At 48.6% G+C, this 19413-nt stretch carries 15 protein-coding genes; 9 read left to right on the forward strand and 6 right to left on the reverse strand.

All coding sequences use genetic code 11. From position 1 onward, the window contains the following. Positions 1–2 precede the first annotated feature (2 nt). The 4 genes from JMI88_RS21285 to JMI88_RS21300 all read right to left on the reverse strand — a co-directional run bounded on the left by JMI88_RS21285 (position 3) and on the right by JMI88_RS21300 (position 6971). Positions 3–791, reverse strand: coding sequence for a hypothetical protein (locus tag JMI88_RS21285; RefSeq protein WP_201363984.1), 789 nt, complete (start codon positions 789–791; stop codon positions 3–5). A gap of 36 nt (positions 792–827) precedes the next feature. Continuing rightward, positions 828–2081 carry a hypothetical protein gene (locus JMI88_RS21290; protein ID WP_201363985.1) on the reverse strand — a complete coding sequence of 418 codons (1254 nt, stop codon included), beginning with the start codon at positions 2079–2081 and terminating at the stop codon, positions 828–830. A 263-nt stretch (positions 2082–2344) separates the two neighbouring features. Next, positions 2345–5749, reverse strand: coding sequence for a GAP1-N2 domain-containing protein (locus JMI88_RS21295; RefSeq protein ID WP_236022997.1), 3405 nt, complete (start codon positions 5747–5749; stop codon positions 2345–2347). A gap of 79 nt (positions 5750–5828) precedes the next feature. Beyond that, positions 5829–6971: a TRAFAC clade GTPase domain-containing protein gene (locus JMI88_RS21300; protein WP_201363987.1), complete on the reverse strand. Its 1143-nt coding sequence runs from the start codon at positions 6969–6971 to the stop codon at positions 5829–5831. A 246-nt stretch (positions 6972–7217) separates the two neighbouring features. Here JMI88_RS21300 and JMI88_RS21305 point away from each other — a divergent pair, with 246 nt between their 5' ends. The 3 genes from JMI88_RS21305 (at position 7218) to JMI88_RS21315 (ending at position 10593) form a co-directional block, all read left to right on the forward strand. Continuing rightward, positions 7218–9116, forward strand: coding sequence for an Hsp70 family protein (locus JMI88_RS21305; protein WP_201363988.1), 1899 nt, complete (start codon positions 7218–7220; stop codon positions 9114–9116). Between the two features lie 44 nt (positions 9117–9160). Further along, a complete protein-coding gene (locus JMI88_RS40755) occupies positions 9161–9292 on the forward strand; it encodes a hypothetical protein (RefSeq protein ID WP_373323934.1) in 132 nt (43 codons plus the stop codon). 104 nt (positions 9293–9396) lie between these two features. Further along, positions 9397–10593, forward strand: a complete 1197-nt coding sequence (locus tag JMI88_RS21315; protein WP_201363989.1) for a TRAFAC clade GTPase domain-containing protein — start codon at positions 9397–9399, stop codon at positions 10591–10593. A 74-nt stretch (positions 10594–10667) separates the two neighbouring features. Here JMI88_RS21315 and JMI88_RS21320 read toward each other — a convergent pair whose 3' ends face one another. Continuing rightward, positions 10668–11201, reverse strand: coding sequence for a DUF1269 domain-containing protein (locus JMI88_RS21320; RefSeq protein ID WP_201363990.1), 534 nt, complete (start codon positions 11199–11201; stop codon positions 10668–10670). Positions 11202–11644: 443 nt separating this feature from the next. On the opposite strand from JMI88_RS21320, the gene JMI88_RS21325 reads away from it, so the two are divergent. From JMI88_RS21325 to JMI88_RS21345, 5 genes are all read left to right on the forward strand, one after another. Then, positions 11645–12649: an aldo/keto reductase gene (locus JMI88_RS21325; RefSeq protein WP_236022998.1), complete on the forward strand. Its 1005-nt coding sequence runs from the start codon at positions 11645–11647 to the stop codon at positions 12647–12649. 277 nt (positions 12650–12926) lie between these two features. Continuing rightward, positions 12927–14186: a cytochrome P450 gene (locus JMI88_RS21330; protein ID WP_201363991.1), complete on the forward strand. Its 1260-nt coding sequence runs from the start codon at positions 12927–12929 to the stop codon at positions 14184–14186. 353 nt (positions 14187–14539) lie between these two features. Further along, the gene (locus tag JMI88_RS21335) at positions 14540–14695 is read left to right on the forward strand and encodes a hypothetical protein (protein WP_201363992.1); all 156 of its coding nucleotides are present in this window, start codon (positions 14540–14542) and stop codon (positions 14693–14695) included. Between the two features lie 338 nt (positions 14696–15033). After that, the gene (locus JMI88_RS21340; RefSeq protein ID WP_201363993.1) at positions 15034–15636 is read left to right on the forward strand and encodes a hypothetical protein; all 603 of its coding nucleotides are present in this window, start codon (positions 15034–15036) and stop codon (positions 15634–15636) included. A 288-nt stretch (positions 15637–15924) separates the two neighbouring features. Then, positions 15925–16143, forward strand: a complete 219-nt coding sequence (locus JMI88_RS21345) for a hypothetical protein (RefSeq protein WP_201363994.1) — start codon at positions 15925–15927, stop codon at positions 16141–16143. Between the two features lie 359 nt (positions 16144–16502). Here the strand turns inward: JMI88_RS21345 and JMI88_RS21350 are convergent, their stop codons facing one another. Continuing rightward, positions 16503–17972 (reverse strand): MDR family MFS transporter, encoded by a 1470-nt coding sequence (locus tag JMI88_RS21350; protein ID WP_201363995.1) that lies wholly within the window; start codon positions 17970–17972, stop codon positions 16503–16505. 309 nt (positions 17973–18281) lie between these two features. On the opposite strand from JMI88_RS21350, the gene JMI88_RS21355 reads away from it, so the two are divergent. Beyond that, positions 18282–19175: a hypothetical protein gene (locus JMI88_RS21355; RefSeq protein WP_201363996.1), complete on the forward strand. Its 894-nt coding sequence runs from the start codon at positions 18282–18284 to the stop codon at positions 19173–19175. Positions 19176–19413 lie beyond the last annotated feature (238 nt).

Raw genomic sequence — 19413 nt, forward strand, 5'->3', positions numbered from 1 at the left:
GCTCATTGCGTAATTTTGAAGAGATAGACATCGATCAAAATCACATCTGTATTTTCCTGGAGCGCAAAAAGCGGCTTATAGTGTGAGGCATCGGCGAAGGGTGCAAAACCTTCAGATGACAATTGATCCAGGATAGTATAAACCTTCTCGGCTACCGCGATACCGTGTCCGGTATCGTTGGGGTCGCCGCCTTCGATGATTACAAGGCCAACGCGGCGATTGTGTAGCTCGGGTCGAGCCTTAATGTCACGCTTCAGACGATTGATAGCATCACGATTATTATTCAGGATGCCATCGGTATCCTCGCCTGTAAAACGCAATGGCACATAATTAGATTCCAGGCGATCGGGTTTAGCTTTACACTGCCAGGCAACGGTCTGGGAGGCCGCGCTGGCGGTGCCGTCGAAGGTAAACGAACCATTCTGACACGGCACCTTCGATAACTTGATCTGCACCTCTTGTCCAGGTGTAAGCGTACCTCCATCAGGCGAAAAACCAATGCTATCACTGATATCGCTATGCACAGACCAGGTTACGTTAACTTTTGAGTCATCGCTCTCTTTGAGCGTGACGACGGCCTCACAGCGTGGCTTATCAACATTGCCGATCGCGCAGTCAGGATTGCGCGGCACCACCGTCTTGGGGCTGACAATCAACCTGGGTGGAGCGGGCGGCGTTGGCGGCGGCACACCTGGAATAGCGGCCATGAAAATGACCATCAGGCCAAGCAGTAAATCGGCAAACAGCCAGCCTGCCAGCAGAACCGTATTATTTTGTACAGAGCGCAGCATTTCTCTTCCTCTCTTGCTAAACCTGCATCACAGCTATCACACAGGCACTTTAGCTGCGATGCGCCGCGCAACCTCACCCATATTGACTGTGACGCCGTTGATATTTGTCGCGCTCTCATCGATCTGCTTAATAATTCTATTCATCGCGTTAGTGTTGGTAATAATATCCTTCACCAGCTGGGCCTGATCGTCATGCTCGATCTGCAGCAGTTTAACCAGTCCCTTCTGCTCTTCCGTAAACTGCGCAATCTGGGCCGCCAGCGTTTTAGCTTGAGTGACGGTTCCATCCAGGGTAAACAATACGCCATTGAGCTTCTCGCCCCACAGCTTCTGCTGCGCCACCACCTCTTCCTGAGCCACCGCATGGCGGGTCAACTGATCCAATGTATTCTGCGAGTTCACCAGCAACGTCTTCTGCTGCGCGGCCGTCTGCTCGGTCGGAGCCACCAGGCGATTAATCGTGGTATCCAGTACCTTCTGAGAATCCATGAGATCGCGAATCGTGGTCGCCACATTATCCATACTGGTCACCAGAGAAGATTTAAAAGAATTGAAGAGAGCGAATTCCTGGCGCTGTCGCTCGGCTAGCTGGGCCAATTCCTCACGTTCAATTTTGATCTGCTCTTCCAGGCCCGAGATGACAGAGTTAAAGTTGTTAACCACCGTATTGAAGCGATCCACAAAATTGGTTGGCTGCGTCCAGTGCCTGGTGGACAGGAAAAGGGTCGCGCCAGCCAGCGCATGTGCCAGATTGTCCCGCAGATCCTCGGCCTTACGATCACGCTTCATCTGTGACTTATGCGTCAGAATAGATGAAGAGAAAGTAAGTACAATGATTACAGAAATCAGGATGCAGTCGATAGTCGCCACGCCACCCAGGGTATCAATTATGCCCCAGGGCGCCGTCCCGTTAAAGCCCCCCTGCCAGAGCTGCAAAAATGGGGTTGTGCTAAACTTTGGATACTGCGTCACCAGGTTATAGTAGGCGGGAATAGCGCGCGCGATACCCAGCCAGGTAAAGAAGAGCGGCAGGAAAATAAAAATATTGCGAGTCGTCTCGATCAGGGCGATACGGCCATCCACTTTTTGCTGTACACGATAGCGATTAACGATCGCATCGATATTAATCAAATTGTACAGATTATTGCCAGCCCAGGCATCAGCATACTGACCCCCACGCACCGCATCGCCCAGCTCACGCAGGCGAATCGCCCCTTTAGGATCACTGCTATCGACCTCATTGGCCAGATCCGTCAGCTGATCAATGACAGCATCTTTATCGTTAAGCATAAATATTTATATCTCCCTCAAAAAAATAACATCATGCCAAAATACCTATTCAAAACATCAAATAATCCTATATCGTAGGTGCTAGCGAGCATGCTGGAGGCATCGCCAACCGGGTCACCTGCTTCGCAGATAGGCGACAATCGGAGGCAAGCTCCGACCCTATGGGTTTCGTTTTTATTTTCGTCTTTAATCGATTTTGGCACATATTTAATGATTACCTGCTTTATTTTTTCAATTCATCTTTGTAGAAGCTTCGACTTAAATCAAATATTTAATCCTTTTTTCTCCCAATTTATCAATTCATTGTTGTACCAGATATCCTTAGAGAAATTAGTACTGATCCATGTTCTAAGATCTTTTTTTTGTTTTAGTAACTCGCTTTCCCACATCCGAGCTCGCAATAAAACACCAATTACATCTTTCAAATCCTCATTTGAATATTTACCTTTGCGAACTAACTTGATATATTCCTTCTCCCGTTGCAATTTTTCAATAATTTCATTGGCTCTCTCATCTATTTGTTGTTTTGAAAATGACTCCAATCTACATAGTGCTTCGTTAATGTAGCCGTCATGCACTAAAGCATATATAGCTTCTCTTATGGTATTTTGATCAAATCTGATTAGCTCATTCGCTGTTAAAACTTTATAGTCATCACCCGCATTAATTTTATCAAGTCTATCTCTAAAAATCATATATAACAATCTTAATTCTTTAAATGCTTTTGCCTCTTCGAGAGTGACTTGATATTTTCCAAGCTGAGCAACAATATTGTTGTCTAACATCGGTAAATCTCCTGAGGATGGATGGTTTGTTTGAGGTGTAGCCACATTCGGCTGTGCTTGCTCTTTTTGCATTAAATTATGAGCAGTTGGCAGAGACCGCGATTTAGATGATGGCTGTGCAACAAATTGTGATGTCAAAGGTTTAGCAACATTTGGTGTAGATTGATGCATGACAGGCAATCGCCGCTGTGACAATTGAAGGCCTTGAGCGGGTACAGGAGCATGAGAATGTGAGACTTGAGTAGTTGGATTAGGGGATATAGCAGGGAGCTTTGCAGTTTCGCTCTTTTTGGAAGAGCGCCATGGGATGGGAATGAAGCCAAGCAGGGAGTTTGGACGCAAATCTGCTGAATAGTGCTTCCATTCTTTTTCGATATCACCGGGCCATTTATTATTATGATCTATAAAATCAAAGGTCTTTTTATCAGCATTCTGCAAGAGTGAGCCTAATAACTCTGGTAATACTTCCTCTTTCTTTTTCCTAGGATAATCCCATGCGTCCAGGATAGTCTGATAGATATATGGCAACAACAAATCAGGCTTCATCTGCGGTTGATGTATTTCACCTACCAACAAGTCTAGCTCACGTATAAAAGCCATACGACCATTTTGAGGAGTAAAAAATGTATGATGGAAATATCTCTTGCAGCGTTCCAAATCTTCATTGCTTTTAATAGCGGTAATTAAATAGCGGAAAAGCCTGGTTCGATAATAGCTGTCTTTCTGCAAAGATAGTTTTTGAATTGTAGAAACCAGGTGGTCTAATTCTTTTTCGCTGCGCACAAGCCAACTAGCACCTGTATTCGGGCTTATGTGCACTGTCTGTTTTATCGAAGTCCAATCTTCCACAGCTTCCATCAAAGATGGAGAGTGTGTCATTCGCTCGGAAACCATTTTTAACAAAGATACGGTTCCAGGCTGCGTCAAAAGAGATGCATCTGACAATTTGTTAAAAAACCGTTCTACACACTTAATCACGATTGGCACATCTGGAGCCGCCAACAATAGAAATTCCCAATGTTGCAAGAAAAGTGCATCTCCTTCAGACCATTTTAATCTTGTCTCTTTTAAAAGGCGCTCGATATCTGAGGCATCTAAGAGATGAGTGAACAAAAGTTGTGAAACGGCTGATGCTCCATACTGATAGCCAAAATCTTTGATCATCATAATAAGATTAGAAATAGCCGGATTTGCCTCTTCAAAGCATACTATATACTTGAGGGCCGCTTCATAATCTTCTTGCACAGATGTTACAATTGCCACAATATTCTCAGGTAATGGATTTGGGTCTAAAAGAATGAGCCAGGCAATTGCTCTGGCTTTCCAGGCTGGCGTGATATTTTGCTGGCATAAGATACGAATCTTGTCCCAGGGCACGCGGAGCCAGGGATGGAGGATGTCATCAGGCAGATCGCTGATATACGAACAATTTTCTAGCAGGCAAGCATAAAAAGTGGGATCCAACAATTCGTAGGGATACTGCTGCCGGTTCTCATCCAGGCGCGGCGTCAATCCTTCTAATAGAGATCGCCATAGCCGCTGCTGATGCTTAGGGGGTGCGATAGTACTCAGCAATGACAGATACATGTTGGCGCGCCCGGGATTGCCACCAATGAGATCAACAATAGTTTTATCTTTAATGTAGGTGGCAAAGTCGTTCAGGGTGCGCGCGAGTCCGGGGGTATCGGCGGTGCGCTGATAGAGTTGTTGCCAGGCCTCCTGGCCACCCTCTGACCACCACTGAGGGTGAGCAAATATGAATTGGAGCACAGCATCGCGTACCGTTTCCGGCATTAGCAGGGCGGTAGCCCGCTCAGGCATGAGGACAATACGCATGTCTTCTTCGGTTAATTTATCGGAGGTAAACAGTTTGTAGGCCAGCAGAAAGGTCGCGCTATCTTTGATATGCCAGTCAACGCTCAAGTTGAACAGGGCCTCTAGCTCTTTGAGGTCTTTTTCGCTACCACCCAACAATTTAGCTACCACATAGCGAGCATAATTGTGGCGCAACTGCTGTTGTTCAGTACTCGATTGGGATGTGCTAGCCGTAGTTGCTTCGTCAACATCTGCCTGGGGTGGGACAGTTGCCTCTAAAAACAGGGAGCCACCATCCCGTCCATAGGCGCATTTGAGGGTCGGACCATCATGGGGCCGGGAGCGCTGCAGCGCATCCAGCGAGGCAAAACAGGTCGAGCTGATGCGCGCGGGCGATTGCTCTATACGGGCCTCATAGGTACTGAACGTAGCCACATCCGTCAGATAAGGAGGAAGACAATGCAGCAGGCCCCAGATGAGCTCTGCATTATGTTCAGAGGCGGCGTGAATACCTTCCTCAGCGTAGGTTTCAATATAGATATTTTGCCAATCGCCCAACGACAAATAGGATTCAATCAGGAAGGTTAAATTCTGCGTGTAGAGTTGCTGGCTGGTTGGCTGATTGGGCACCGTCGAAACATTCAAGCTCCCCACTGGCACATCGGCAACTTCCGGTAACTCAAGCTGAGCGGACGGCAGATCGTCCTGCATCTTCCAAAAAGGAGAGCCCCACAGCTTGATCGCATCCAGGGCCAACATATCTTTGAGATTGGCCAGCACATGCACAAAAAAGACGCCCGCGCGCCCATAATCATCCTTGCCTGCATAGGCACGATGGAGGATAATGGGTCCCTTCTCCGTCTTGATATAAGCCAGGCTATAGGGAGAAGATGTAGTGTTTATATCATAAGGATTAACGCCCTCAGGCAATTCATAATGCAGGTGCCGCTCAATTTCCCGGTGCCAATCGCCCTGCAAATCCATCAATTCATGTGAGGCCGCACGCACTCGATGCCCAGTCACACTACCCAGACCAAAAGTTGACCAGGTATACCAGAGTTGATCCATCGCACGTCGCTCCTATCTATTCATAAACATGCCCACCCATAGGTGCGAGGCTGGCCCCGCTTGGGGGCTAGAGTAAATATCATTCAGCCTCAATTACATTTAATTTCCACAAAATCCAGAGCAGGGGATCGAGACAACGTAATGGTTCGATGGCAGGATATTTGCCTTTTTCTGGCGCCCAACCTGTGGACGAAATAGCGAAGAAGGAGACGGTGGTAAATAATTCGCTTGACTGCACCAATACCTTGTCACCAACGCGCAGAATAAGCTTCTGGACCTCCTCATTGATGGCCGCGAAATCTGCCGTATTCAAGCGGTTGGTAGACGTTGTCTCGCGCAGGAACTGCGTTGTTGCCTCCTGCGAGCGCACAACATATTTCAAGAGGTCCGCTTTAGACAGCGCAATCGCCACCGGAATATCAATTGGGGAACCCGCAGCTAAACCCTGTCCCATTCTGAACGTCTCGGAAATACGATTCAATACTTCCGAAGAACTGCGCTCACGGATGGCGCCGGGCTTGAGGTCAATTGGCAACGCCTTCACAATATTGGGCATCGTCAGCGGATCAGCCAGAAAAATAATTGCCGAGGCATTCAGCACATAAGAGCTATACTGCACCATGCGATCCTGCTCAGCCAGATCTTCGCCGGAAGAGTCATAGAAAAAGAGATTGATGCTTTTAGCCGGCTTCCACCAGGTCTCTTTCTTGAAGATCAGCTCATAGATCAAAGGCTCATTGATTTCTGAGTGCGCTCTCGGTGTCAAAGGGATAGGCTGTAAATTACCAAACACGGGCTGATAAAATTTTGATTGATAGATCGCATCGGTCTTACCCCAGCCTACAATTCTGCTGCACCCGATCAACTGAAGTGCCTGTCGTTGCTTCAACAAATGAATACAAGAAGCGATATAATGACTTTTACCTGCAGAGCCGTCACCAATAATAGCAATCGTATAATTTTTTGAATATTCTATATTATAAGGCAAAACACGTTTACAGTTTATATTCGGGCACTGACGTCCAGCTAACTGCCGGGTATATTTTTTCCCTCGAGTAGCAGTAATCCAGAAATGAGACAAAAGCTTCAAGAGGTCATCGGTAGGAGCCTTCTGCATCACGAGATTTGGATTCAAACCCGAAACGATATCAGCAGACCCGGGATAAAATTCTGTCCCACAACTCGGGCATGTCACCTTACGCCAGGGAGCAATAAATGCCATAGAAATATCCTCTTAAACAAAATAAGATAGATTGATATAATGCACTATTGGCCTGCGAAGATACTTTAAACTCCGCCAGCGTTTTTGGCTGCTCAATCTGTTGCAATGTTCACGGAATAATAATAACATTAAAGAATGCTGATGCACAAATATGTCAAGTAAAATATAAAAAATTCCTATTGAAACGGGACTATCCGCTTATAGTATCGATACTATTTGTATGCAGTAAAATCAGGAGTATCATCCATGGGTAGATTTGTCGGTATTGACCTGGGAACTACATATTCAGCTATTGCCTTTATCAATAGCGAAGGCAAAGCAGAGATAATCAAGAACAGCGATGACAATGTGGTGACACCTTCGGTTATTTCATTTGACAATGGCGTACCCGTTGTCGGTGAACAGGCACGCGAACAGATGGCGGCTGGCGCCACTGAAGTGGCATTACTCTTTAAGCGCTATATGGGCGATCCAGATTTTTTGCTGGCCTTTGGCGACAATGACTACAATGCGACTGATCTGTCAGCGATTATTTTGCGCTATTTGAAGCTGTGTGCTGAAAACTATTTAGGCGAAGAAGTCACTGATGCTGTGATTACGGTACCCGCTTATTTCAAACATGTCCAGCGTACCGCTACTATTGAAGCGGGGAAAAAAGCTGGCTTGAATGTATTGCAGATCATCAGTGAGCCAACAGCGGCCGCACTCGCCTATGGTCAGAGACCAGGTTCAAATACCCAGGAACAGCTCTTCCTGGTCTATGACCTGGGTGGTGGTACCTTCGACGTTTCGCTAGTCGCGATCACCCCCACGGATCTACAGGTGATCGGTACTGATGGAGACGATAATCTGGGAGGTAAAGACTGGGATGATAGCCTGCTAAGCCACTTAGAGGCCCAGTTTGAGCAGGAGTTTGGGCGTGAATTATTTGGCGATGATGTTAATGCACTGCGTGTGCAGACAGAGGAGCTAAAGCGCAAGCTCAGCGCACGTCAGCAGGCCACTATACGCGTGCAGGCTGCTGGCTGTGTGGGCAATTACAATGTCTCGCGCCAACAATTCGAGCAGATGACACAGGGATTGATGGAGCGCACCCAGCTCTTAACCGAGCGTGTACTGCGAACCGCTGGCAAGAGTTGGTCCCAGATCACAGGCGTATTGCCCGTGGGTGGATCAACCCGCATGCCGATGGTCACCGACTACATCAAACGGATGTCGGGCAAGCCTCCCATGAGCGGTATCCATCCTGATGAAGCGGTCGCCCTGGGAGCAGCCATCCAGGCCGTCATGAGCATCCAGGACAGCCAGCCCGAGAGCCACTTCGTACTGCGCAGCGCACGCCATACAGAGAACGAGAGCCACTTCATATTGCGCAACCCACGCCGTACAGTAGATGTGATCGCGCATAGCCTGGGTCTGATCGCCGAGAGCTTTGATCGCAATCGCTATATCAATAGTTTTATTATTCCCAAAAATGCCCCGATTCCCACTCAGCAGACGCGTCCCTTCGAGATGACACTGAGGCGCGATGGCAACACAGAGCTAGAAGTATTTCTCACCCAGGGCGAGACCGAAGATCCTCAGCAATGTTCATACCTGGGTCGCTATATTTTCCGCCACTTTCCACGCCTAAATAGTAAGACAGCTATCCTCAATATTACTTACGCCTATGACAAAAATGGTACCGTCACTATCTCAGCCATCGAGCAAACAACAGGCCAGCTACTAGACCTCGAGATTCAGCCGGTGCCGGCCGATATACCCGGGCGCTTCTTAGTCAGTCCCCTGGAGCAGCAAACCACAAAAGAAGAGTTCACCACCGTTTACCTTGATATCGATACTTCCGGCAGTATGTCTGGCAGGCCCTTGAAAGAGGCTAAGAAGGCCGCCCATCAATTTGTACAGCAGTGTGACCTCTCCAGAATCGCCGTCGGGCTGATTTCTTTTTCCACCTTTGTGCATGTACACTTGCATGCCACACAGAATGCCAGAAAGATCGCGCATGCCATCGATGCGCTCACACCGGGCGGTGGTACCTCAGGAGGTTCACTAAATAAAGTTCATGAGTTACTGCGTGATATAGCTGGCACGCGCTACGCTGTAGTATTGACAGATGGAGCCTGGACGAATCGGGGGGAGCCATAAAAGCTGCTCAGCGTTGTCACCAGGCGGATATTCAGATTATTGCCATCGGGTTTGGAAATGCAGATCATAGCTTCCTGCGCGCGATTGCCTCTTCCAACGAACAAAGCTTTTTTACCGATCTGAGCCGCCTTGGTGAGACCTTTAGCACCATCGCACGTGAAATTACCACCCGGTAGGTTTCTTATTCTTTTGACATATCAAACCATGTTTCTTTCTTATGCTCGAAAATTTTTGACCACTCATAATGCTATTATTTATATACATGAAGGATAGAGTTAGCATGGCATTTACTCCAGCGTATCATAAAATCACTTGCCCATTCTGCTTTGCTCACTTCTCTTTGCAGGAGGCACAGTTTCGCTGCATTAATCCTGGTTGTCCAGATATGGGACCGGACAACGAATATGCCTTGCGCCGAGGACTGGGACGCATCAAAATGGGCCGTGTACTGCTGCCAGAAAAGAGAAAAGGGGTGCTGGCCCTGAAGGCTCCGGATGAGTTATTCTGCAACACCTGCAAAGAGTACAGCACGACGCGCATCTGCCCCACCTGTCACTTTGAATTGCCCTCAAATATTGCGCAGACAGAGCAAAAGGTTATTGCTATCATCGGAGGCCGCGCCACCGGCAAATCCCACTATATCGCCTCTCTCATCCACCGCCTGACACATTCGGTGGGACAAGGCTTTGATGTTAGCGTGAGCATCCTGGGCGATGACTCGCAGGCACGCTGGACGCGTGACTTCTACACGCCGCTGTTTGAGCAACGGCGCATACTCAATCCAACCTTGCCATCGGCCCTGGATGCGCAGGTGCTCGCGCCGATTATCTTTCGCCTACTCTTTGGCGGTGGCAACGGCAGGCAACGAAGAGCGCTCAACTTGAGTTTTTTCGATACCGCTGGCGAAGATATGACCAGCCACGCCACCCTCTCAACGTATAGTCACTATATCTGCGATGCGGACGGCATCATCTTCTTGCTCGATCCACTCCAGATGTCGGGGGTGCGTCAGAAAATCAGCAACCAGACCCTGCCGGAACTGGACCTGGCGGCCGCGCCCGACAACATTGTGCGTGCATTGCGTGAACTCTTCGAGCGCGTCAACAACATCGGCGCCACCCAGAAAATCAAGACGCCCATTGCCTTCACGCTCTCAAAAATCGACATGCTGGCAGCCATCCTGGACGATCCAGGCTCGCCGCTCCTGCAGTCGAGCACCCATAGCGGCAACTTAAATCTAAACGAGATCCAATCACTGCACACAGACATTCAACACCGTCTCTACGATTGGCTCTCTCCCAACTTTTGCAAGTATGTCCATGAGCACTTCGCCAACTACCAATATTTTGGCATTTCCTCACTGGGCCAGCCGCCCGACACCCTGGGACACGTTTCCAGTGTCAGCCCACGCCGTGTAGAAGAACCCTTCCTCTGGTTACTGTATAAAAACAATCTCATCAAAGGGCAAAAAATGTAGAGATTTTTTACGTGTTGGTGCATTTGTGCTTCGCACAAATGCACCAACACGTAAAAAAGGAATCACATTTTGTCTTAGCTCACCTGATGCTGGGACGTAATATCACCCCTGGCTGCCGCATCGTTCACAGCATTTTCCACCTGAGCGGTGGTCGACTCAGGTACGACATAACCGATCACATTCTTACAGCCCAGCCGCTTCAGCTCTTCGGACACAGGCTTGATCTCATACTCATCGCATAAAACCGCCACGACCGCATTGCCCTGTTTGATTGCAGAGGCCACCTGATCAGCTTCCTCACGTTTAATCCCCTTCAACCAGGTCGCAGCCAATCCAGCTAGCGCGCCATACACGGGAAGCAAGAGGCCGCCAGTCAGAGGTACCAGCAGAAGTCCGATCAGGGCGCCCTTTTTCCAATCGAATTTACTGCTGCGCTCATCTCTAATTTTGCCATGCTCATCCTTATAAAGGACAGTGCTGCCGCCTAGCTTAATATCAGGCTGAGACTCATCCCAGAGCTCAATATCTTTCTGTGCCTGCTTTGCCTTCGTCACATCCTCGAATACGCCTACCACCAGCATATTATTCTTATCAGGCTTTGTAGACATCTACGTCCTCCTTCAATAACTACATTCTTCAACGCACAATATTCACTACTACTTGAATATAGCTGATAAAAGAAGATACGCCTTCAACCAAAAGTTGGAGATCGCAAGTGGAATTCCCAAGTCTGAAAGCCATACGTTTCGCGCCTTCGGCCCCTGACACTACGCTCCTTCGGAGCTCAAAACCGTTTTAATGAGTGCGGGCGCGTATGCGCCCGCCCGTACGGGGGCGCTTTGCTTCCCATGGGGATGGGCTTCAGACACATTCTAAAATGTTTTGAGCGCCGAAGGCGCAAACCGTCAAAAGCTGAAGGCACGAAGAGTATCCTGGGGATAAAACACTTTCATAAAGATATTTTTACGGCGGTGTAAGCTATAAGAAGAGATCACATCAGTGTTACGACATCCTTGATGAGTATAGTGATTGAAGAGGAGCGAAAAAAACCATGAATGAACATCAAATGTCTTTTATGGATGACCGCTATGAAAAGATGCTTTATAACAGGTGTGGAAACTCAGGTCTTTTACTGCCCGCCATTTCGCTGGGAGCCCATGAAACCTTTGGCAGCTATCGAGATGAAGATACGACGCGAGCCTGCCTGTATCGCGCGTTTGATCTGGGCATTACCCACTTTGACCTGGCCAACAATTATGGGCGCCCACCAGGAACAGCCGAGCTGATCGTGGGGAAAATCCTCAAAAGCATGCCACGCGATGAGCTGATCATCTCTTCCAAAGCCGGCTACCATATGTGGGAAGGACCATACGGAGAATGGCTCTCAAAGAAATCCCTGGTAGCTAGCCTGGATCAATCGCTCCGTCGTCTGAAACTTGAGTATGTGGATATTTTCTATGCCCATCGGCCGGATCCACAGACGCCCTTAGAAGAAACCATGGAGGCTCTGGACTTAATTGTGCGCCAGGGTAAGGCCCTGTATATCGGTGTCAGTAATTTCTCGGGAGTACAACTAGAGCAGGCGATTCAAGTCAGGCAGCGCATGAACCTGAGTCCAATCACGGTTGACCAACAGCGCTATAATCTGCTCGAACGCCACTGTGAGCAGGACCTCTTTGGACACACAGAGCGCAATGGCATCGGCGTCATCGCTTTTAGCCCGCTCTCAAAAGGCGTCCTCTCAAATAAATACCTGGGAAACCAGTTGCCCGAGGATTCGCGCGCGGTCAACATTTGGGGCAAGAAAAGTCTTCACGAGGTCAGCAGCCGGGCCAAACTCGACAAAGTCCAGCAACTCAACCTGCTGGCACAACAGCGTGGGCAGACCCTGGCCCAGATGGCCATTGCCTGGAGCCTCTACCATCCAGCCGTCACCAGCGTCCTGATCGGCGCTTCCCGCGTCGAACAGATTGAAGAAAACGTGGCCGCCCTGCAAAACCTTGAGTTCAGTCCTCTGGAACTTAACGCCATCAACGCCATTTGTTTATCTTCATGAGCGGGCATCCTTCCCCTCTCTTGAGGATCTCGTGGCCAGCTTGTATATAGGCATGTATACACGCACCTACCAAAGAAGCGGCATAAATATCATACATATTTACAATAAGCCACGCAAACCGATAAAATTCATTGAATCATATTATTTATGGTCTTACCCCTTGACGTGCTCTATTTTATGAGCTACTGTATATCATATGATACATATTATACCATAAATTTTAGGCGTGTAAGGATATTTTATGAAAACTGAGTACGTATAAATTGGAGCAATTATAATGCAGCAGGCGTATGAAGGAACAGCAGAGCAGGACACAAACAACAGCATGCCAGCTCGTTGTCCAATTGACCATAGTGCTATCTCACAACAGAAGACCCCCAAATTTATTGAGCCGGTCGGTGCAGCAATTGAATATGATGAGGCTGCAAACGTCTGGCATATTCGTAGCTTCGAGGCTGCTCGCACAATTTTGCGCAGTCCCAATACCAAACAGGCCGGCTTCAATGCCGAACTAATAACTCGTATTCCCAATCAGAAAAATACCCCCATTCTCTATCAGGAAGGCAAGGTTCACCAGCAGCAGCGCAAACAGACGGCGCGCTTCTTTACCCCCAAAGCGGTGAGCGACAACTATCGCCAGTTGATGGAGAATTTGAGCGACGAGTTGATAAGAAAGCTAAAGGGCAAAAAAGAGATCGATCTCAGTCGTCTGAGCATGAAGCTGGCTGTGCGCGTGGCTGGTGAAATCGTCGGCTTAACCAATAGTCGTATGCCTGGTCTGGATCGCCGCATCGAGGCTTTTTTCGATGGCCGCATTGAACAAGGCACCGGCAAGCTGAGCAAAAAACTGCGCGCCATCTGGTCACAACGAAAAATGCTTAACTTCTTTTATCTGGATGTCAAGCCAGCCATTGAAGCTCGCAGGCGCAATCCAAAGCAAGATGTGATCTCGCATCTACTTGAACAGAAGTATAGTGAAGTAGAGATACTGACCGAGTGCGTCACCTATGGAGCCGCGGGCATGATCACCACGCGTGAATTCATCAGCGTGGCCACCTGGCACTTATTGGAACAACCAGAACTGCGCAAGCGCTACCTGGCCGCATCGCAAGAAGAGCGCTATATGATCCTGCACGAGATTCTGCGCCTGGAACCAATCGTAGGCAACCTGCAACGGCGCGCCACGGCAGACATCACATTGAAGAGCAACGGTGAAGAGATCATCATCCCCAATAATGCGCTGATCAATATTCATATCCATGGATCCAATAGCGACGAAAAGGTCGTCGGCGACTATCCACGCGTCATCTACCCTGGACGCGAGCTACAAGGAGACCATATCCCGGACATGCTGATGAGCTTTGGAGATGGCGTCCACCGCTGTCCCGGTGCTTATGTAGCCATCCAGGAAACCGATATCTTCCTGAGCCGCCTGTTGGCGCTCCCAACCCTGCACATCAAGCAAAAGCCAAAAATAAGCTGGAGTGACCTGGTTACCGGATATGAGATCCGGGATTTTCTGATCGCAGTCGATTAATCCATCCACATATCCCAACTTAATCCATAAAGGCAGGTCAGGTCTTAACAGAATCCGCTATGATCACCTGATCTGCCTTACAAATTTCTCCTTTCACCGCTATCCAAGATCAATTTTCCTATTCGCAATTCTTCTCAATTAAGTCATGCATAGCTGAATGCTTATAATTCTTCTTTTCGCATCATAATTATAATTCATGTGGAAGCAAGGTCAATATAACTCTAAACATAGCTACCAACAGGTCAGCTAGACAAAGAAAAGTTAGTGGCAAAAAGCAACAATAGCTTAAATCAAGAACGCCCGACCGAAGAAAAAATTACCAGCTAGTATCGTGCACAGAATCAGAAATTCTTTTGCTCAGTTCAACAGATAATGGCGCCAACTGGTATGTCGATTCAGGCTTCTTCAATACCTGGACAACGCCAACTAGTATTGCCCTGACCAGCTTTGTTGATGCTTCAAATCAGCAGCATCTCCATCTCTCCCTCGTCGGTGCAAACAGAAGGTGAAATCTATCTCTGCACCAACAATCCAAGAATCTAAGAGGGATTTTGCTTAGCAGTGCACTGCTAAGCAAAGCGTCTGACTGCCATGCTTTTAGTGCCTTCGGCCCCTGACGGTTCGCGCCTGCGGCGCTCAAAATGTTTATGTGTTGTTGCAAAAGGTGCGCTTTGCGTACCTTTTGCAACAACACATAAAAAACGGTGCGGGTGCGCATGCACCCGCCCGTATGGGGGCGCTTTGCTTCTCCATAATCGCAGTACGCAGTTGACAGAGGTGTAAAGATTAGTCCACAATAGCCGTAAATAGATATCAACAGAAATTTTGTGGGAAAGAAGGATAAAGCATGCCAGATCAACCAGCGGCACTGCCCATAGGCTGGCTCGAAATGGTTCACAATCTGGCCGACGCCACTGATCCAACCGGCACACCCATTGATCCAGGTATTATGGAGATGGTGATCGCGCTTAATGTCCTGGGAGTTGAAACCAACGCCTCATGCGAGGGGCATCTGGACCGTGGCTACGCCGCTCCCTGGGTTGATTTTCACGCGGTAGGTACCGAGACGATACGCAAGCAGGCGCGTGAAGCTACCAGGCGTTTGCAGGAGGCCGAAGAACAGCAGGCGGCACCGGAAGTGATAAACCGGCTGAACGAAGAAATGTTTAGGCTGGCCCGGGAAGAGAATATCGCCTACTATCGCGGCTCACGGCTGGTACACCAGGCCCTGATGGCCTTTTATGAGCATCATCATGTTCCCTACGATCAACAGCTCTACCTGCATAATGATAGCTTTGGCTACAGTCGCCTGCAGCCACATGGTATAGACTACCAGCCTCAGTACACACCAGAAATCCAGGCCCGCAACCTGAAACTCTATCAAGCGGAGATGCTTAGCTTTGCCCATTTTCTAAAACACAACTATCTACTCAGGACACGCCATGATTAGCCGTTCCATTTGAGCTTTACCGCATCTAACAGCCCGGGGTTACCCTATCCCTCCATTTACATTTTTATATCCATATACTTATATTTATCGTGACATGTGCTATTATAGCATAGTAATCAATATAACGCTATAACATAGAACACCGTAAATTTGTGACGCACTTCATGGATCATCAAAACCCCTCTCGCATAAAATAGCCCCATAAGAAACGTTGTCGTGCAGACACGTTCTTACAGGATAGCCAGCAGCTATCCTTACTGTTGACATGTATAAGGAAAGGAATTTCATATGAACAATTCAATTCAGACTAATAACGAACAGACAGCATTAATCGAACTAAATGATCAGGAGCTCGCAGAAGTAAATGGCGCCTTTGGTCACTGGGGTGAGTGCTGCGGACTGGTAGATCTCGATGATTGCTGCTATGGTGGTTTCCATCGCCATTTCCATTTTCATCATCGCCACCATCATGTATGGTGGGAGACCGACGGCTGCGGCATTTGCTAAGTGTAGCCATATTCGCAAATCCTGGCGCCCCATGGGAAGTATGAGCAATCGCCACTTCTTATGCGCGGCCATCCACGATATAACCCATCAAAATAATATAGATGCTTCGCTTTAACATCAGCGAAGCATCTATACTCTTCTACTCCTCAATCAAGCAGCCCCTCGCTTTAACTCATCAAGCTACGAAATCACCTCATTTCTAACGATGACAGCCTGACCAATTACCAGCTACTGCGGCTATCAAATTGTCTCAGAAGGCTATCATCAGATGCCATTTCTGCGTAAACGGCTAAAGAAGCAAGCATAAAAAATCCCCCCTCTCACAGCGCAAGTGAGAAGGGGAATTATACATTATTTATTTACATACCAGCTTCCGCGCTCAGTGTTGCTTCCAATACAGCTTCCTGTTTGGCTGTAGATCCAGTACGCTGCATAGTGGAGGCCGCGTCGCTATCGCGAACTTTGAGTCCAATCAAGACAGCAATCAGGACCAGGACGGCCGAGGTAATAAAGGCGGCATGGTAAGCGTTCAGATTAGGAACTACAACACCGCCAGCATTCAGCTGGGTGATGCCAACAAAGCTGATAACTGTGCTGATGATGGCGACACCAAGCGATGAGCCTATCTGCCGTTGGGCATTATTAAGCGCTGATGCCTGACCGGTAGCAGCTGGTGAGATGGTAGCAAAAGCAGCTGCCTGCACCGGCAAGAATGCATTGGCCATGCCCGCTCCAATCAAAAACATCAAGCCGCGCATCAACCACAAACTTGTATCATTGCCCATCAAGCTCATCAACAACATGAAAATGGTCACGCCAGTCAGACCACTCACAATCAAGCGCCGGGGTCCAACACGTGGATAGAGACGAGCGGCGATCTGAGTCATAACCAGCACACCAATTGCCTCGGGAAAAGTTGTCAGGCCCGAAGTGAGCGCCGACACACCGCGTCCCTCCTGCAAAAACAGAGGTGCAGCATACAGCAATCCCAGGAAGCCCGCGCCCGAAAAAAGCGAGAGCAAGTTGCAGGTGCGGAAGGCACGATTGCTCAGCAGACGCAGATCCAGCATTGGATGAGAGGAACGCAGTTCAACAAAGACAAAAGCCACCAGAATAATTACCCCCACAATGCCGCTGCTGAGAATACCAATCGAGGTCCACCCATAGTTTGGCCCCTCACTCAAAGCATACATAGCCAGCGCCAGTCCAATACCGGCAAGCAAGAAACCCAACAGGTCAAAGCTTCCCACTGACTCTTCATAATACTCCTGAAGGAAAATAAGGCCAAACAGCCCGGCCAGAATACCAATTGGCACATTCACAAAGAAGACCCAGCGCCATGAGAACTGTGTAATCAACACGCCACCCAAAACTGGCCCCATCGCTGGCGCAAAGACGGTAGGGATATTCAAAATACGCGACACCTGTACACGCTCGGCAGGAGGAAAAGTACGATAGAGAAGGGCCGTCCCAACAGGGGTTAGCGCACCACCAGCAAGTCCTTGCAATACACGAAAGAGGATAAGCATCGGCAAACTTGTAGCCAGACCACACATCGCAGAAGTAATACTAAATAGCGCCAGGGCACTCAAGAAGATACGCTTGGTGCCAAAGCGATCACCCAGCCAACCCGAAGCTGGAATAACAACCGCCAGGCTGACCAGATAGCCAACCACAACCGCATCGATGCCAGTACCAGACACACCAAATTGCCGCCCCAACGAAGGCAGAGCGACGGTAACAATCGTTCCGTCCATAATGCTCATAAACATAGCAGCAACAAATACGACACTAACAGAAATTTTCGGGTTCATGTGAAGATGAGGCATTCATTGGACTCCAGACCATCTTAACTAGATATAAATTTATATTATTCTAATTACTTGAACACAAAAAAATCAATAAATCATCCATCATAAGCAATGCAGGATTCCAGGGACAGTCTGCCCGTTGACCCTTTTCTGTCGCTGTAGATGACCCGGCAGATGCAAGAGTTTGCATAGACCGACTATAATAAAGAAGACCAAACCCGGCTCTAGAGTACGTTCACATGTAGGATAGTACATGTATTAAACGAACAGCATCAATTACGTACAATTGGATCTAATCGCGGGCAAGGACTGTCCTGGGAGCATGACATGCATAATCCTAATCAAGGGATGGACAATCCTAATCAGAATCCATACACAGGCGGTGGGCCAGGTAATCCGGATCAAGGTCCTTATCGGCAGAGTGACATGAACCCTCCCAATCAAAATCCTTACCAACCAAACCAACCTGGCCAGGAGCCATTTAGACGGGAGGCCGCTCCTATGCCTGAGCAGGAGCCTCAACAACAGGGCACACCACAACCCTCCTGGGGCCAACCCGCCCAGGAGCCCTATCGTCGCGAAGCTATGAATATGCCCGAACAGGAACAATATCGCGGTGCTGACGTGAATCCTCCCGAGCAAGGAACCGTCATGGGTGGTGGCACCATGGGTCAGCCTGGGAAAGTTACAGTCACCGATTACACTGTCCCTACTGGCTTGCCATTCAATCAGCAAGAGTGGCAGGCGCTTGTAACGACACCGATACAAGTCAGCCTGGCCATGATGTCAGTTTCGCCTTCAGGCTTAATTGGCATGATGCAGGAAGCCATGGCAATCGGAAAGAGCGTTCAAGCCTTGCAAGCCCAGGGCAATATCAGTCAGATGCTGGCACAAATAGGCCAACAATTGACCAAGGGGCTAGAGGATATGCGTGCTGGCAGGCCAAGTCCATTTGGCGACATACGGCAGATGTCCCAGAATTCTGAAATGGCGCGCAACACTGCGCTAGCATCCTGCCAACGCAGCGCGGCCATCCTTGAAAGGGCCTCACCGCAAGATGCCATATCGTATAAGCAATTTGTCTATTCCTTTGCTTATAACGTTGCAGCGGCCGCACGTGAAGGCGGCTTCCTGGGTCTCTTTGGGGGCGAGCAGATATCTGCAACTGAAAATGCGTTCCTTAATGAAATTGCGGCCGCCTTAGGGCTTCAACGTTCTTAAAAGAAGTCAAAGATAGTCTCTTTAGCGGTTCGGGCGCATACGCCCGAGCCTTTTTTATTATTCAGTGATGAAAGTGCACTGTGCGCACTTTCATCACTGAATGAGCTCAATAGAATTCCTGTTGTTCTGCAATTCATGCGCCGCGGCGCATGAATTGCAAAACAACACAAAAAAGAGATTGGGGACGTCAGCGCCCCAGGCTGGCTCGCAGCAAGAGACTCAGTGTAACAGGAGTCTG

This window comes from Dictyobacter formicarum, from assembly GCF_016587435.1.

Coding starts and splice junctions, on each gene's coding strand:
- JMI88_RS21285 (WP_201363984.1), bottom strand. CDS start 791: ATGCTGCGCTCTGTACAAAATAATACGGTTCTGCTGGCAGGCTGGCTG.
- JMI88_RS21290 (WP_201363985.1), bottom strand. CDS start 2,081: ATGCTTAACGATAAAGATGCTGTCATTGATCAGCTGACGGATCTGGCC.
- JMI88_RS21295 (WP_236022997.1), bottom strand. CDS start 5,749: ATGGATCAACTCTGGTATACCTGGTCAACTTTTGGTCTGGGTAGTGTG.
- JMI88_RS21300 (WP_201363987.1), bottom strand. CDS start 6,971: ATGGCATTTATTGCTCCCTGGCGTAAGGTGACATGCCCGAGTTGTGGG.
- JMI88_RS21305 (WP_201363988.1), top strand. CDS start 7,218: ATGGGTAGATTTGTCGGTATTGACCTGGGAACTACATATTCAGCTATT.
- JMI88_RS21315 (WP_201363989.1), top strand. CDS start 9,397: ATGGCATTTACTCCAGCGTATCATAAAATCACTTGCCCATTCTGCTTT.
- JMI88_RS21320 (WP_201363990.1), bottom strand. CDS start 11,201: ATGTCTACAAAGCCTGATAAGAATAATATGCTGGTGGTAGGCGTATTC.
- JMI88_RS21325 (WP_236022998.1), top strand. CDS start 11,645: ATGAATGAACATCAAATGTCTTTTATGGATGACCGCTATGAAAAGATG.
- JMI88_RS21330 (WP_201363991.1), top strand. CDS start 12,927: ATGCAGCAGGCGTATGAAGGAACAGCAGAGCAGGACACAAACAACAGC.
- JMI88_RS21340 (WP_201363993.1), top strand. CDS start 15,034: ATGCCAGATCAACCAGCGGCACTGCCCATAGGCTGGCTCGAAATGGTT.
- JMI88_RS21345 (WP_201363994.1), top strand. CDS start 15,925: ATGAACAATTCAATTCAGACTAATAACGAACAGACAGCATTAATCGAA.
- JMI88_RS21350 (WP_201363995.1), bottom strand. CDS start 17,972: ATGCCTCATCTTCACATGAACCCGAAAATTTCTGTTAGTGTCGTATTT.
- JMI88_RS21355 (WP_201363996.1), top strand. CDS start 18,282: ATGCATAATCCTAATCAAGGGATGGACAATCCTAATCAGAATCCATAC.